The sequence below is a fragment of the uncultured Sulfitobacter sp. genome, from assembly GCF_947497275.1.
Classification (GTDB): Bacteria; Pseudomonadota; Alphaproteobacteria; order Rhodobacterales; family Rhodobacteraceae; genus Sulfitobacter.
Window position 1 is genome coordinate 1 of the sequence record NZ_CANMFS010000010.1, and the last position, 16,405, is coordinate 16,405.

Below are 16,405 nucleotides of genomic sequence, written 5' to 3' on the forward strand. Positions count from 1 at the left end.
TCCTGCGCGAGCGGATCACCGGTCTTTTGTAGCTTTGCGATCATGGTTTTGCGATCAGCAGCACGTGATGCACGGGCAATTTCGGGCCGTCTCGCCGCGAACCACTCGACCTGTTGCAGCTTGATACGGTCCCAAGGCGGATTGCCGACCACCGCATCAAAACCGCCAGTGAGCGTTTCAGCCTCCCATTCCGACCAGATGCCGGGAAAAGCGACTTGCCAGTTGAGGAAGTTTTCCTCTGTGACCAATTCGCGGGCTTCGCCCAGTATCTCGGCAAAACGCTGATCGGCCACGCGTTTGATCTTTGGGTCGCGCTTTCCCATTGCGATGGCCAGAGGGTCACCAAACTGGCCGTCGAAGAACACTTTGAGCGCGGCTTTGCCAGCCTTGTCCTTGATTCCGATCCAATCTAGCGCGTGAATCAGCTTCAATAGCGCGTCGAGCGGCGCGGTCATTTCCTCGACTTCGGCGAAGACATCTGCAGAGCGATGCGCTTCGGCAATCTCTGCGTCCGTCAGCCCTTCGACAATTTGCATTTTGGAAGCCGCGCGCAGTGCGCGTTTCATAGGCTCATGTAATAGGAGGGGTGTCCCGTATGTCGCGGCTTTATCGATGCCGTTCTTGACCCATGACCCGAAAAGGCTGTCGCCACACCGCAGGTGGTGATCGAGGAAAGACAGTGGCGCACCCACGGTGAACGTGTGCAGCCACAGCGCCACCTTCGCGAGTTCGACCGCCATTTGGTTCTTGTCCACACCGTAGATGCAGCGTTTGAGAACCATCCGCCGGATGATATGCCGGTCGTCGAGCTGTTCCTCGTCAATTGTCCAATTCCGCTCGTCGGCATTTGCCAAGATGGTATTGCGGATCGTATCGATCCGCTCTCCAAGCGGAGAAATGTAATCGCCCCAATCCTCGGGCGCGTCGAGCTCCGACTCCGCCATTGCGGCGATTACCTGGTCCGCCATGAAATCGACAAGGCTGACGAGAAAATGGCCGGAGCCCATGGCGGGGTCACAGATTTTCAGATCAAGAAGGGCTGTTGCCGGATCAAGACGCTTGAGCTGGCCGATCTTTCGATGGTCTGGCAGGTCGCTCTGCCCCAGCTCTTCGATCTTGTCCCGAAAGGCGCGCTTGCGCTCTTCGACAAGCGGCTCAAGGGTTTCAGTCAAAATGAGCTGCACAAGGTCATCCGGCGTATAGTAACTGCCGGATCCCTTGCGCGCGAAAATATTCGGTTGAACGGTGATCTCGTCGTCCTCGTGTGCGACCTCATATTCGAGAAGCCGTTCATAGATCGAGCCAAGCTGCTGCACCGAAAGGTTGCGGTAGTTGATGTACTTGCGGCCGTCTGGCGTTCTTTCAAATGACAGTGCGTCTATAACGCGCGCCATGACCGCATCGGGGATGCGGATGTTGGTCAAGATCGCATGGCGCTCCTGATCGAAGAGACCACCGTTGTACGGCGGAAGGCCGATCGAGGCGTCACCCTGGTCGATCGCCATGAATAGATCGGACATAGCACCCCAATAGCGCGCAGCCGTTTCCGAGAAGACATCGTTTTTGTCTTTGCGCTCTTTGACATCAAGGCGCACCTTGGTGCGCAGCCCGTAATCGTCATAGCGCTTGTCCTTGACCGGCAGGAGGTCGCGGTCTTCGGCGTAAAGGATGAACAAGAGGCGGTAGAGCAGGATCAGTGCAGCTTGGCGCACCTCTTGTAGATCGGCTTCGGGCGCGGCTTTTACGATCGCGCGAACAAGGTCAGGGAACACCTCTCCGAAAACCTTGTTGGACAGGTCTTCGGCAACGCGCTCTTCGTAGAACTTGCCTTCTTCGAGGGCTTTTTCGTGAAAGGTGCGGGGATCAGTTCCCGCAGGCACAAATGCTTCGCGCCTGAAGATCAGGTAGAAGACCTTTAGCCAATGGCGACGATCTGCTTCGTTTAGAGCAAAATGCCCGTCATTGTGCCCAGGCAGATCGAGAATTGCCGTAATGTCGAGCTCGAAAAACTGCTCGGAAACTGACCGCGCACCTGAAAAATACAGCCGCCACTTTGAGCCGTTCGTCAGGATGCCCCAACGTAGTATGCCGCTGGTGATGTCGTCGATGCGGCGCAAGTAACGCAGCATCTGGGTGGACGGGGCGGTTTCTTCCCCTCGCCGGCCGGAGCGCCGATCGAGGGGCCGAGCCCATCGCTTTGATTCAATCACCGCGCGACCGAACTCGTAGCGTTTCCACTCTTCAGGGAAGCCGTTTGCCTTGGCTTTTGTCTCAGCGCTTTCGAAGAGCAAACCGTCAGGCACGTCCTCGCGTCCGCGCGGGGATAGGTTTTGCTGGCGCAAAGAATCAGCCCAGCCCAGTGCTTCAAGAATTGGCCAAATCAGATCGTCTTCCGTCTGGCTTTCGTTGGGTGTCTGAGAAATTGGAAAGCGGTCGAATGCCGAACGAATGGCTGCGCTGAATTGATCAAGAGCATCATCGCCAAGGGCTCTCCATTCCGAAACCTGGTGGATGGTTTCGGTTAAGAAGTCTGAAGAGAATAGACTGCCCTGACTTGCGATTTCACTGCTCAAACCCAGAATTCCTTATTGTTTTTCGTCAATTTAACAGTTGCTTTCGTTCAGCGCACTCGGAAAAATCTGAGGCAGCTGGATCGACGACGCAACAGCCAGGGCGGGTTGGTTGCGCGCCTTCGGCGGGCAACTAATTGTCTTCGCGGTCCTCCGGATTAATCCTTTGCTGTGTCGCTCTTGGCCCATCAGTCTAATGATCCCTCGTTGCTTAGATTTAGCCAATAGCGCGTGTGCCGCCGCTCACCAGTTCGTTTCAACCCACCCTTTTCGACCAAGTCCTGCAGATCCCGGGTTGCGGTCGCGCGCGAGGTGTCGGTGATCTTGAGGTAATTCTCGGCGCTGAGCCCGCCTTTGAACCCGGCGGGACCTTCCCGAAACATCCGCGCGATAGCTTTTTCCTGGCGTCCATTTAACTGATCGCGGTGCCGGTCGTAAAAGTGCGCCTTACTGATGAAGAACCCGACACGGTCGAGCGTGACCTGCTGGGCTTTCAGGACAATCTCGGCGAACCATACGAGCCACTCCGTCACGTTCAGCGTCTTTTGATGGAACTCGAGCTGGTCGTAATAGGCCTTGCGTTCTTTTTCGATGGTGAAGGCAAGCGCTATGAGGCTCGGCTGGTCAATGTTCTGCGCCAGGGATTTTTCGGCCACGGCGCGGCCTAGCCGGCCATTGCCATCCTCGAAAGGATGGATGCTCTCAAAGTATAGGTGACTGAGCCCCGCACGCGTCAGGGCTGAGAGCGGCGTTGCGCGGCCGGGTGCGGTCTTGTTGAACCATTCAACGTAACGCTCCATCTCCGGCGCAACCTGAACTGAGGGAGGCGCTTCAAAATGGATGGTCGGTCGGTCAAGGCGGCCCGAGACGATTTGCATCGCCTCGGCGTGCCGTCGGTACTCGCCAATGGTTTCGAGACGGCGATCATGGGACAGGAGCATGCGGTGCCAGCGCAACAGCGTCTCGTGGTCGAGCGGCTCGGCAAATCTTGAATAGAGGTCCACCATCATCTCCGCCACGCCCTGCTCACGCGGCTTGGTCGGGTAGCTGTCAGGGTCCAGCCCCATATGGCGGCGCAGAGACGACTGGACGCTTAGCCGGTCGAGGATTTCGCCCTCAATGGCACTGGTTTGCATCGCTTCTTCGCTCAGAAGCTCGATGCGCAGCTGCTCGCGCTCTGATGGGCTAACATGATGCACGGCACCGAAAATCTCGCCGGAGGACAGCAGAAATTTCTGCTCTAAAGGCTCCAGAACGGAGGCGTCATACCGGAAATCCGGCCAATCAGGCAGTGTCCAGTTCCAGCGCATGAGTTATAGAGATCCTTTCTATAACTCACACGTAGATCATTTATGATGCATAGAAGTCAATGCTATCGCTCAAATGGCGCGCATCGCGAACAGCCTGCTCGGGTTGCGACTGGTTTCGGCGTTAGACATTCTCAAGATGTGACGGATCATGCGACCTCCGACCAGTCTCCAGCGCGTCGAGTGGGCTCTGTTCTGTAATCTGATCAAAAGGTTCATAGCGGACATCTGCTATGGCGTCATCGAACCAAGCCGGCTGCAGATCGCCATTGTCCCATTGGTAGAGATAGCCCACCAGGCTGTCGGTCTTCTTGCAGAGGATGCGCATGATCGGTTCGCCAGTCAGGCGGGGTTTCGGGGCCATGGTGCATTCCTCTTACTTGGACCTCGAAACTGGTGAACACGGAGGCCGCTGAATCCTTTGACCGGGTGTTACGACCAAGTTTCTGCAACTGCAAGATGAACTCGGCGCGGTCGGCCAAGATCCACCGATAAACGCAAGTTGTCCTTTTGGATAAGTCCCTTACAGACTGACGGGTTCTTGCGGCGGTGCAGCACGATCCGTAATTTCGTCCAGCAGAATGTCGATTTCAGCCCAGATGCGTGGCTCGACCTGCCCCCGGATCAAAGCCCATTTGCTTAGGACGTCGAGCGGGTCGTGATCGCGCAGCAGGACGGCCAGGCTTGTGGCATCAACAGCCAGCGACGTGCGGGCTTGCCATTGCGTGTTGCGGGTGCGCTGCTCGTCGGAAGCTGGCGCGAAGATCGGTGACAGATGCCAGCCCTTGACTGCGCGGCGCAGAGCGGCTCGCACCACATGTGCGGGCTCGACGCTACAGGCCTGCAATGCCCCTTCTTGCCGTTCGAGAGCATTGACCCTGATATCGATCTTCCGGGTCGGGGTCTTGGTTCGGGTTGGCACGTAAGGCTTCGGACTAGGATCTTGTCCAGTGCTCTCCACGTGGGCCGTATGCGGTGCCTCTGTCCTTTCAGTCTCGGTCCCTAAGGGATGCATTGTAGGATCGGCAACGGACGCGGGTTTCGCAATCACAGGCGCCGGTTCCTTTTCTCCCCTTTCCGGAATATCCCGGCCGGTCTGTACTAGCGCCGCAGAGTAGGTTGGATCAGGTCTCGTCACTGTCGGGATTTTCTTTCGCAATCGACTGCCCTCACGCCGCCAAAATGTTATTGAGAATGTCGGTTGCTTCCTCGAGGGCCTCGACGACATGACGCACATGCGGACGTATCAGCGGGTTAGGATCGGACTGCTTTTCCAGCGCTAGGGCATGGAGAAGCCCTTTCTGATCCATCTCTTTGTACGTGTTCCGACGCATCATTACGGTTTCAATGACCGGAAACCGTGTGAGTGCCTCCTCGATCAGAGCCGCGTCTGCCTTTGTGGTTTTCGGGTCGACCATGTTTAAAACGACGTGGTGACGCGGGAGGTTGCTCGGATCGTCAACCCGAGATTTCAGCATCTGGAACCAATCGGCAGTTTGCGCGCCGACGTCAAAATCCGAGGTCGACAGCATAACAGGCGTCACGATGTGGTCGGCGAGAACCGCAATGCCATCTGACCATTCAGCACCGACCCCGGCAGTGTCGATGAAGATGAAATCCGCCGTGTCCGCCACATAGGCTTGCTCGATCTTGCCTTCGACTCCAGCAACACTTTCGACGGTAACGCAGCGGAGGAGCGGTGAGCCAAGACCCCCAGCCTCCGCCCGCGCGTGCCAGGCTCCGAGTACCCCGGTGCTGTCTGTATCGACCAAAAGAACTCTGCGACCGGCGGCAACGGCTGCGCTGATCAAGGCGCGCGAGAGCGTGGTTTTCCCACTCCCCCCTTTCCGGGCCATCGCGGCGATTACCACGAGATTATCGTTGGGCATTTTGGCGTCTCTCTGCAAGAATAGTGAAAAGCAACAATAAGGTTGAAACGTCGCTAATCGGTCGAGGCGGGAGGGTCAAGCAGATGTCGGGATGCAGTGCGCGTATGGCATGCTGCGGGGTCCGTCCTGCGTTCGGCATTGAGCACCTGACGTGCTGCGACTTCCAATTCCCGAAGGACGGTTGACGGGAGCCAGCATGCGGAACGCATTTGATGCGAGACGTGATCTTGCTGCCGTGCTGCGCTCGACATCATGCAGTCGGCGTCTGGCAAAGGACGTCCTGCGGGGAGCCGAAAACGGCGTGCGGACAGCGTGCAGCGCGATGCGTTTGTCACGTCGCGCAGTCCAAGGAGCGCGTTGCGCGATCCATTTGACAAAGGACGTCAAATCGCCACTTCGAGGCGATTTTCTACATTGAGTACAAGCCCTTAGTGCCGACTCCACTTGCGTTGGGAGTCGGCGGGCTTGTACGAAGATGGCAAGAAATAGGAACGTTAACTTTACATGCCTCGTGCTCGTCGCCTCACCGAGAATGAACGTCTCAGCATCGCCAAAGCGCGTGCTGAGGGTATCCCTGTGCGCGAGCTCGCAACCCGCTACGGGGTCAGTCGGGTATCGATCTACAACGCGTCCAACCACAGCACCGAACGGCAGGAGGTGAATGCCAGCCGCTCGCGCGTGATCGGCATCCGGGTCAGCGCCCGCGATCTTCGCGGTTTTGATGCGGCTCTCGGGCGAAGGGGCATCGCGCATCGCGCAGACGCCATGCGGCGCCTGATGCTTGCCGCAGACGACATCCTGCGCCCCGATGAGGCGATGACCGAAGAACTGCGCACGATGAGTGCCGCGCTCAATCGGGTGGGCAACAACGTCAACCAGGTGGCGAGGCGGCTGAATGAAGCCAAGGTTCGGGGTGAGCGTCCACCCTATACCGCGGCAAGCCATGCCGAGATTCGGGAACTGGCGGGCCTTGTTTTCGACATGGCCGACCAGATCCAGCAACTTTTCCGAGCACGACGTCGGACGCTCGATCTGGAAGTGACCAAGGCCCTAGCCGGTCTGTCTTCTGGGGGGCCGAATGGCGCGGACTGAGAGCGCGCGCGGCGCGGGTCCTACACTTTTCTACCGTGATTGGAGCCGGGTCTCGGGCAGCTGGCAAGGCCTCGCAAAAGGTGCGCAGATGGTCCGCGCCGCGCGGGGCTACTCGCCTGCGATCTTCAAGCCGATCTCCAAAGGTGGTTGCCATACCGGCGCGCAGCTTCGGACGCAGCTCACCTATCTCACCACCAAATCGAGCCACATCCTCGACAGCCGTGGGACCCATGACGGCAAGAAGACGCTGACCGAGGCGGAGATCGAGCGCGTCGCACGGCGCTTCGAGAACCAGTGGGGCGAGCGACACAGCCCAAAACTTGGCCATACCTCGCATCTGCTGATGGCTTTTCCCGTCGGCACGAAGGGCGAAGAGGTGCGCGACATTACCCAAGTCGTCTGCGAGCAGTTCTTTCAAGGAGAGGGGTCGCAATTCGACTATATTGCTGCAATACACCAAGATCGCGCACATCCACACGCGCATATTGTTCTCAACCGCCGCAGCAAGGATGGCGAAATGTTCTTCCTCGGGAAAGATCACCACTTCAACTACGACGCCTTTCGGGTCGCGATGGTTGAGGCGGCCCAGGTCCATGGGATCCGGCTCGAGGCTACGCGTCGTCTCGATCGGGGGGTCACGACCTACCGCGCCGAAATCGACGAGATCTACAAAGCGCGTGAAGAGGGGCGTCCCCCGGTTGAACGCCAGCGAACCGGCACTGATCTGGCGGCAGCCCTGAAGACGGTTGGGCGCAATGTGCTGGTTTACCGCGGGCTTGCGGCTGAAGCGTCACGATCAAACTTCGAAGACCTGGCCGAAGCCCTCGAGCGCGCCAGCACCCTCCTTGCCAGCGGCAGTTCAATCCAATCCGATGGAGCTATTTACATGTCCGACGACGAGACAGCGTTTGATACGCTGATTACCGAGTTTTCCCAGAACATCCGCCAGATCGAAGCGGCGATCGACAGAGCACCTGCCACCGAGCGACCGGAGATTGAGCGCAAGCTGACGGACGTGCTGGCCTCGGTCGCGCATTTGAACCCGCTGGGTGATCGTTCCAGCGCCCTGATCGATGCACCGTCCCGGGACGGCATTTATGCGCGGCCCAATGTGAGAGAGGATCATCTCGCGCGCCTAGATGTGAGTGAGGTGAAGGAGAAGCTCGCCGAGGCGCTGCAAGGGACCGGCATTGATGCCGAGACCGTCGCGGCCCGCATGCGCGAGGGGGCCGGAAATGCTGCGCTTGAGCGGCAGTGGCTGGCGCAGGACCTGCGTGCGATCGCAAAGGACGGGGATCTCGATCTGGAGAAAGCTGAGGACCGCGAGGACGCACTTGACCGGCTGCAAGCGGTACATGTCCGTTTGGGCGATGTCCTGACGGGTGCGCAGGTCTTGCGAGCCGTCGATGAGGTTGAAAAGGGTGATGCCGAACTCCGGCTTGGCGATGGCGCGCAGCTATCAGGCCAGACCACCGAAGGTGACCGGCCGGACGTTTTCGCACCAACGGAGAGGCAGGAGTTCCAGCAACTTGTGGCGCAGTTCCGCCGGACTGATTTCAACTATCCGTTCTCGGACGATTCATCAGTGCGAGGGAAGGGTGTGATCGAGGTGGAAGAGGCGCGTGCCGCGTTTGACGCCCATGCACAAAGATCGCCACAACATGCCGAGCTGGCCTCGATGGCCTGGGAGCAGGTGACTGACGGCTTCAAGCCGCCGCAATACGCGGTCGCGGAGCAAAACCGCACGCTACACGCAGGTGACATGGACCTCGCCTTGCGGGATCCATCAGAACATCTCGGTCCGATCACCGAGGAGCTTCGCACGGTCGCCCGCTACCGTACGGAGATGCCAGATGACAACTTCGGTTCGGCGGTCCAGGATGAGATCAATCACCTTCGCGCTTTGGGGGCCTCACGCGCCTATATCAGCGAACGTAGCTTCGAGATCGAGGATCGGGCGCGTCAGGATTATGCTGAGCGACGCTACCTAGAAGAGACTGCCCCTGCCGTTATGGCTTTTGTGCGCAAAACCGACGCCGGGGAACCAGAACCGATATCCGAAGCAGAGCAGCAGCGACTGGTCGAGCAGGTGAACGAACGGCTGTCGCCCGATGCGATCACCGCGTTGCGGTCCGGCAATGCTGAAGTGCTGGACAAGTTCACCGAGGATCCACTGTGTCAGCTCGAATTGGCCAAGACCTATTTCCAGAGCAGCGAGGTTACTGCCCATGGCCCGGCCATGGAGCGCGTTCTTGACGCCCTGGCTGAGGAACAAATCGAGGCGCAGCGCGCGCGCCACGCCGCGTCACATGGCGAAAAGGGGGTCACCCATGGATAGGGGCAAGATCATTGGAGGTGTCCTGAGCCTCGTGCTGGTCGGCCTTGCGATGGGCTATGTCGTGGCGACCGGGTTTATCATGTTTAGGTACGGGCTTTCGCCGACGCGTTTCGACGTCACCCTGCTCGTCCGCGAATATCCGGATCTGTCACAGTCTGCGCCGAAGGAATTCCTTTGGGTCAACCTCATCGTTGGCGGGTTCGGTCTCGCGGCCCTGATGCTGAGCGTAACGCTGCTAGGGGAGGCGTTGACGCGTTTCGGCACGACCCATTGGCAAACCCGAGGCGAAATGAAGCGAAATGGTTTCTTCGCCAAGCCGGGCGGCGGTTTCCTCCTCGGTAAATTAGGCCCCCCGAAATCGAAGCGGCCATTTCTCGTCTCGAAAACCTTCCCGCATGCGCTGATCGTGGCACCCACGGGCCGAGGTAAGGGCGTGGGCTTCGTGATCCCGAACCTGCTCACGTACAAGGGCTCGGCCGTGGTGCTCGACGTGAAGGGCGAGAACTTCCGCGAGACCTCGCGCTTCCGCGCCAGCATGGGTGACAAGGTCTTCCGTTTTGCCCCGACCGACTGGGATCGTCCGACGCATCGCTACAATCCGCTGGCGCGCATCGCGGCCATGACCAACCCCGACCGGCAGCAGATGGAGCTGAAGCTTACTGCTAAGCTCTTCCTCCAGACCGACAACGAAAAGCTGAGCGGGCTCCTGGCTGGGGGCATTGATCTCTTCGTTGCGGCGGGTCTTTTGGCCTTCGAGCGCGGAATGCCCACCATCGGCGAGATCTACCGCATCACGGCGTCTGGGGGCGACAAGCAGAAGGAATATCTGAAGCGCTCGCAGGAGGTGAAGAACAAGTCGGCCAAGTTGATCTTCGAGCGCATGGCCTCGACCAACAACGACACGCTGACTTCGTACATGTCGCTTCTCATGACCTCAGGTTTGGACACTTGGGACAACCGGGCGATTGATGCCGCGACAGTGACCTCGGACTTCTCCTTTCGGGACATCCGACGCCGCCCCCACGCGATCTATCTCGTGGTTGAATCCGAGATGATCCGCCCGCTCGCCCCGCTGATCCGGTTGTTTTTCTCAGATCTGATCGCCTCGCTGCAGGCCCAGGAGCCGGGTGATGATGAACCCTGGCCTGTCATGATCATGCTCGACGAATTCGACCGGCTCGGGAAAATGCCCATCGTTGCCGAAAGCATCAAGACACTGCGCTCCTTCGGTGGCAACCTCGCCATCGTCACCCAGACAATCCCCGCGCTGGACGAAATCTATGGCGAGAACACCCGCCGGTCGCTCCAAGGCGGCGCGGGCGTGAAACTGTACCTCACCCCGTCTGAGCAGAAGACCATCGAGGAGCTGAGCCAGGCAGTTGGTAAGACCACCAAGCGCGTGGTGACACGGTCCCGTGCTGTCGGGCGCAATCCGTTCGAGGGACGAAGCGTCTCCGAGCGGACTGAGGACACACCGCTCCTCACTGAAGATCAGGCCCGGCGCATGGACCTAGACGAGGTGATCCTCGTGATCGACGCGCAGATGCCGATCCGGGCGCGGAGGATCAAGTATTTCGAGGATCCGGCACTGAAGGTTCTGCATGCGGGTCAGGCGGGGAGCTTCCCATATCCGGATGAGGACGGACTGCGGCGGGATCGCCAGATGTCCGAGACGCGGGAAACCGTTGAAAAACTCAGGCTGGAATTGCAGGAGGTACGGGCGGCTTCGGGGGCGCAGGGGTCTAGCCCGGCGACAGCAGGACCCGCCACACCGGCAACGGAGATACAGGTTTCGAAGCTCGGGCTGTCAGGTCGGGCGCGAGGAAGAGCCGCTCGTGCAGCAGCGGGTGGCGGTGGGTCAGGTCAGTTGTCGGTCGATCTGGCGGGACTGGGGTTCACGGAGGCAGACAGGACTCAACTCGCGGCGGCTGTACAGACGACGCGGGCGATCATCGCGGAATATGCGTGATCCGCCCTTACCGGGCGCTGACCCATCGGATTGGCAACTTCTAAGTTCCCGAAGGCGGGGATTCGTGCACCTGGCAGCATACTTCGGCTTCACGTGCCCGCCTCTTCGACCTTTTCCAACTCGAGGCGCGCCTTTTCCTGATTAAGCCGCCATCGCCTAATAACGTAGAACACCAGCGCCTTTCGAGTTTCGATCAATATATGCGTCTTGTCCTCAAAGCCGTACTCTAGCCGAACAGCCTGGGCTTGTGCGTCGGATAGATCTGAACGCGGACGTATCCATAAACGCACAAAGCTGTTCCAGTCCGTATCAAGAGGTAAGTGAGATGGCGTCTCCCGCGGTTCCGCCTTGGTTTGTTTCGTTATTCGTATCGGAAGGTAATCGCGGTACGCCTCGTGCTTATAGCTCCATGCTCGGAGATAAATTGCTTCTCCATCGAAATGAAACCGCACCGGACTGATCCACTGCGGGTCGGAGAGACCGCTTGTCATCGAAGTGTAGGTAATCTGGATGTCTTGTTCGCTCTTCATGGCGCGGTAGAGCTGTGCAAATACGATGGGATCCATCACTCGATTGGGAAGCGGGATGCTCGCGCCAAGCGATGTCGTCTTGTTATCCAGCAATTCGAAAACCTGTTCCGGGCCAGCGTCAGTCAAAGGACGGTGGTCGCCGGTCGAGAAATAGGCCTTCTCCGCGGTATCGTAGACTGGCGGCGTATTCGTCAGAGATAGATAGATTCGAAAGTCTACGGCAGCCTGTGCCATCGAGATATCAAACCGTTCCATCAAGTCACGGCGGTTCGCCTGACCTCTCCAGGTCAGACATTGGTCGAGGAACAAAATTCGTTCGCGTTGCGCGTGTTTGAGATCTTCGAGGCTCATGCGCCGAGTACTACTTGACTCCGCGCGTTAAGTCCATATATTAACTATACGTATAGAAAGTGGATTGATCTCATGAGAATACTTCATACTGCAGATATGCACCTGGGGCGGCAGTTCATGGGCTTGAGCCTCGAGGAGGATCACGAGGTCATCCTGGGCCAGATTTTTGAGACGCTCGTGGCCGAGCGGGCCGATGTTCTTGTGATAGCAGGAGACGTTTTTGACCGTGCCTCGCCGCCCAATTCGTCAATCCGGCAGTTCAATCGGTTCCTCAAGCGCGTAGCAGAGGAGAGCGAAGCCGCCGTGGTCATGATCTCGGGTAACCACGATTCCGGCGACCGGATCGAGGCAATGTCTGTCTTTTCCACCGCGTCGCGGGTATTGGTGCGTGGGATCGTCGACGCGGTCGAAACGCCGCTTGTGTTGCGTGACGAACATGGCGAGATCGCCTTTTCCGCGCTGCCCTTTTCCTATGAATACGCCGCGCGGGAGGTGTTCGGGGACGAGGGCATCAGCGCGCCAGCAGATGTCATCGCTGCCCAGATCGCCGCAGCGAGGGGTCAGGTGCCCGAAGGAGCGCGTTGGGTGGTGGTGGCCCATGCCTTCGTTGCTGGCGGCGCGGTCAGCGAGACCGAACGCGCCCTGACGCGCGTCGGCGGCATCGAAACTGTTCCCTTCGATGCTTTCGACGGGGCGGATTACGTTGCACTGGGGCATTTGCACAAGTCGCAGGAAGTGGGCGCGCGCTATATTCGATATTCCGGCGCACCGCTCGCGTTCGGTTTCGACGAGGCGGGAAACGAAAAATCCATGGCTGTCATCGATCTAACGCCTGAAGGGGTCGAGATCCGCACCGTACCGTTCCGCCCGATCCGGCGGGTGCGCTCGCTCACTGGGGCATTTTCGGATCTTTTGGCCGGAACTCCGTCTGAAGATTTTATCCAGGCTATCCTGACTGATGAGAACCCTCTAATCGATCCGATGAAGCGGTTGCGCGCGACCTACCCCAATGCCTGTCATTTGGCCTACGCCCGGCAGGCGCGCGCGCCGGAAACCAAGATGCCTGGCGGCGGGCGCACAGCAGTCACGCCGATCGAGATGGTTGGCGACTTCATAAAGGTTGTGCGCGGCCGGGAGCCAAATGCCGCCGAAGTCGCGATCGTAGCGGACAAGCTCCACGCAGCAGCGTCCTGGGAGGAGCAGACATGAGACCCATCCGCCTATCGCTTCAGGCCTTCGGGCCGTTCGCGACAACCGAAGTAGTCGATTTCCGCTCCGCGCTTGAGACAGGGTTGTTCGGAATCTACGGACAGACAGGCGCTGGAAAGTCGTCGCTGTTTTCGGCGATGTCCTTCGCGCTTTTCGGAGTACCAACCAAGACCGATCAGGAACCACGTTCACTGCGTTCAGATCACTCTGCGCCGGATCTACACACTGAAGTCGAATTTGTCTTTGAACTGGGTGCCAAGACCTACCTGATCCGTCGTCGTCCGGTGCAGGAGCGTCCGAAGGCGCGCGGCGAAGGGACGACAGAGGACGCAGCGGAAGCCTCGCTTTTCGACGTTACCGGGATCCCGGTGGACACGCTTGGCCCGAGTCGATCTGGCCGCGTCATTGCTGAAAAGAAGGTCACGCTCGTGGGGCAGCAGGTCGAGGCGCTGCTGGGCTACGGGCCAGATCAGTTTCGACAGATCGTGCTCTTGCCGCAAGGCAAGTTTGAAACGTTTCTGGTCGCTAAGACTGACGCGCGTGTCGAGATATTGCGAGATCTCTTCGACGTGAAGATCTTTCGCGATCTCGCCGCACAGCTGAAGGACGAAGCCTCAGTAGCAGAACGGGCGTTGCGCGACCAGCGCGCGCTCTACATGGCTCGACTCGAGGAACGCGGCTTCGAGAGCGCTGAAGCGCTGGAACTAGGGATTGCCGCAGCTGAATTCAAAGTCGAAGAAAAGCGGGGTATTCAGCAGGGCGCGGAAACGGCAAACGAAGCCGAGCGCAAGGCTCTGGCTGAAGGTGAGCATATCGAAAAGGCCTTTTCCGTCGTCGAATCGGCACGGCAGGCGCTTGACGATCTCGAAGCGAAAACGGGCGAGGTCGATGCTCTTGCGGAGCGGGTCGATGCAGTGGTGAATGCCTTCCAGGCGCGCGATCTCGAGACGGCTTGGCGCGATGCCGAGCGCGGCAGCCGGGACGCGGAGAAGACCGTGACCGACGCTGAAGCGGATCTCAACACCACAAACGGGGCGCAACAGGAAGCGACGAGGAAACTAACAGAGGCAAAGGTCGGCGAGGGGCGGCTTCAGGTGATTCAGGCCGATCTGACGCGGTTGGAGGAGATCGAGAAAAGAGTCGGGCTGGCTGCGAAATTGCAGGCTGCTTTCGACGGCTCTGCGAGGGACGACGCCACGGCGAAAAAGGCGCACACAGAATCCGAAGAGGCGCGCAAAAGGCTCCAGTCTCGGCGCGACGTAACCGATCTGGCGCTCGAACAGGCGCGCAAGGCCGAGGCAGCACGAGTCAAGCTAAACGGTGAAGTGGCCACGGTTAACCGGGAACGGGTAAAAGCCGGGGAGCACGCCAAGGCGCAAGGGGCGGTCGCGGAGGCCGAAGAAAAGGTCGAAGCAGCCGAGAAGGAGCTTACTAAGAAGACCAGAGCGGCAGAATCTGCCGAGGCGGCCCTGACCGAGGCCGAGGCGCGGCTTTCGCGCACGCAGGCGATCATTCTGGCCGAAAAGTTGACGAAGAGCGCGCCCTGTCCCGTCTGTGGCTCCCACGATCATCCCGCGCCGGCCCATGGCACGCCCGAACAATCTGGTTTGACCGAAACGTTTCGCAGCGCGCAGGTTCAGGCGAGAACGGCAGCCGAAGCCAGGGTCCGGGCGGAAAGCGAACTCGGAAATTGCCGAATGGGGCTTGACGAAAAGAAACGGGCTCTCGACGAACAGGAACGTCCTGAGCGCACGCTGGCGGAGATCGAAGCTGAAATAGTTCAGCTGGAAGGCACCCTCGCCGCGCTTGGAGCAGCCGTCGATCTTGACGCGATGGCGGGGCAGATGGCGGATTTGAAGCGGAAGGTGACCGAGGCCGAGACCGCCGAAGCTAAAGCGCGCACTGCGGCAGCAGACGCTCAGACTACTCTGGCCGAGGCGCGCGCCAAGCGCGATACAGTGGTTGAGGCCTTGCCGGAAGGTCTGCGCACACCCGAGGCGGTTGTCGTACGGCAGGAGGCTTTGCAAAGCGAGCAGGGCCAACTCTCCAAGGCGCTGGAACTGGCAATAGAAAATGACCGAGTGGCCAGCGAGGCGCTGACACGTGCACAAGAGCAACTCGAAGCAGCGAAACGCGCGCGTGATGCGCAGGCATTGCGCGTGGAAAAGGCCCAAGGTGATTTTGACGTTCGGCTGGCCGAAGTCGGGCTGGACAAAGCAGGGTATGAGGCTTGCAAGGCGCATTTCCCGACTCTCGACGCCGACCGTAAGATGGTATCCGATCATCATGAGGGCCTAATCGCGGCCCGTACGACATGGCAGAACGCAAGGGCCGCCTGTGCGGATCGCGAGCGCCCGGACCTCGCCCCGCTTCAGCTGGCACTCGAAAACGCGACCCAGGAATTGAAAACCGCCAACGATGCGCTCTCCGCGGCCACATCAGATGTTTCGTCCCTTACCAAGTTCAAGGAATCGTTGGCCGAGGCCTTGGCCAAAACCGAGCGGCTTGAGACCGAAACTGGGCCGCTCCGGGGACTAGCCGATCTGGCCAATGGCAAGAACGATTTCAAAATGACGCTCGAGACCTTTTCGATCGGCGCCATGTTCGATCAAGTTCTCGAGGCGGCGAACATGCGGCTCGATCCCATGACTCGCGGTCGATACCGGCTGGCGCGCGGGATTGAGGCATTGGGTGGGCGCGGCAAGCGCGGGCTCGAAATCGAGGTCTTTGACATCAACACCGGCAAGGCGCGTCCGACAGCCACGCTGTCCGGCGGCGAGACCTTCATTGCGGCGCTGGCCCTTGCGCTTGGGCTGGCCGATGTGGTCGAGAGCCTGTCGGGCAAAATCCGGATGGACACGATCTTCATCGACGAAGGCTTCGGCAGCCTCGACACCGAGAATGGGGCGGGCACGCTGGACCAAGTGATCCAGGTTCTTGCTGCGCTGACAGAGGGCAGCCGGGCTGTGGGCCTGATCTCGCACGTCGGACTGGTGCAGGAGGCCATACCACAAGGCTTCTACGTGCGTTCGACCCCAAGCGGAAGCCGGGTGGAGGAAAGAAAGGGACTGGGATGACGGACCGTTGGTATTACCGCAAGGAACACACCCGCCGACTGTTTACGGGACGAACAGTCTCGGTCCGCGGCGG

Annotated in this window: 10 protein-coding genes and 1 pseudogene; 5 read left to right on the plus strand and 6 right to left on the minus strand. The window is 59.4% G+C overall.

From position 1 onward, the window contains the following. The 5 genes and pseudogenes from Q1A06_RS17105 to Q1A06_RS17125 all read right to left on the minus strand — a co-directional run. A pseudogene (locus Q1A06_RS17105) lies at positions 1-2,129 on the minus strand (restriction endonuclease); the annotation flags it as partial. Between the two features lie 629 nt (positions 2,130-2,758). Next, positions 2,759-3,880 (minus strand): Fic family protein, encoded by a 1,122-nt coding sequence (locus tag Q1A06_RS17110; protein WP_299566522.1) that lies wholly within the window; start codon positions 3,878-3,880, stop codon positions 2,759-2,761. Positions 3,881-4,001: 121 nt separating this feature from the next. After that, positions 4,002-4,241, minus strand: coding sequence for a hypothetical protein (locus Q1A06_RS17115; RefSeq protein ID WP_299566524.1), 240 nt, complete (start codon positions 4,239-4,241; stop codon positions 4,002-4,004). Positions 4,242-4,400: 159 nt separating this feature from the next. Then, a complete protein-coding gene (locus Q1A06_RS17120; RefSeq protein WP_299566526.1) occupies positions 4,401-4,799 on the minus strand; it encodes a hypothetical protein in 399 nt (132 codons plus the stop codon). A gap of 247 nt (positions 4,800-5,046) precedes the next feature. Beyond that, entirely contained in the window at positions 5,047-5,748 is a 702-nt protein-coding gene (locus tag Q1A06_RS17125; protein WP_299566528.1) for a ParA family protein, read from the minus strand. Positions 5,749-6,270: 522 nt separating this feature from the next. On the opposite strand from Q1A06_RS17125, the gene mobC reads away from it, so the two are divergent. The 3 genes from mobC (at position 6,271) to Q1A06_RS17140 (ending at position 11,165) form a co-directional block, all read left to right on the plus strand. Further along, the gene (mobC, locus tag Q1A06_RS17130; protein ID WP_299566530.1) at positions 6,271-6,858 is read left to right on the plus strand and encodes a plasmid mobilization relaxosome protein MobC; all 588 of its coding nucleotides are present in this window, start codon (positions 6,271-6,273) and stop codon (positions 6,856-6,858) included. Between the two features lie 88 nt (positions 6,859-6,946). After that, the gene (locus Q1A06_RS17135) at positions 6,947-9,196 is read left to right on the plus strand and encodes a relaxase/mobilization nuclease domain-containing protein (protein ID WP_299566532.1); all 2,250 of its coding nucleotides are present in this window, start codon (positions 6,947-6,949) and stop codon (positions 9,194-9,196) included. Then, positions 9,189-11,165, plus strand: coding sequence for a type IV secretory system conjugative DNA transfer family protein (locus tag Q1A06_RS17140; protein WP_299566534.1), 1,977 nt, complete (start codon positions 9,189-9,191; stop codon positions 11,163-11,165). Before Q1A06_RS17135 ends, Q1A06_RS17140 begins: the two co-directional genes overlap by 8 nt. Positions 11,166-11,254: 89 nt before the next feature. On the opposite strand, the gene Q1A06_RS17145 is transcribed toward Q1A06_RS17140, so the two are convergent. Next, positions 11,255-12,046 (minus strand): WYL domain-containing protein, encoded by a 792-nt coding sequence (locus Q1A06_RS17145; RefSeq protein WP_299566536.1) that lies wholly within the window; start codon positions 12,044-12,046, stop codon positions 11,255-11,257. A gap of 72 nt (positions 12,047-12,118) precedes the next feature. On the opposite strand from Q1A06_RS17145, the gene Q1A06_RS17150 reads away from it, so the two are divergent. Both Q1A06_RS17150 and Q1A06_RS17155 read left to right on the plus strand, forming a co-directional pair. Further along, positions 12,119-13,255 carry an exonuclease SbcCD subunit D gene (locus tag Q1A06_RS17150; protein ID WP_299566538.1) on the plus strand — a complete coding sequence of 379 codons (1,137 nt, stop codon included), beginning with the start codon at positions 12,119-12,121 and terminating at the stop codon, positions 13,253-13,255. Beyond that, positions 13,252-16,332 (plus strand): SMC family ATPase, encoded by a 3,081-nt coding sequence (locus Q1A06_RS17155; protein ID WP_299566539.1) that lies wholly within the window; start codon positions 13,252-13,254, stop codon positions 16,330-16,332. Before Q1A06_RS17150 ends, Q1A06_RS17155 begins: the two co-directional genes overlap by 4 nt. Positions 16,333-16,405: the final 73 nt, after the last annotated feature.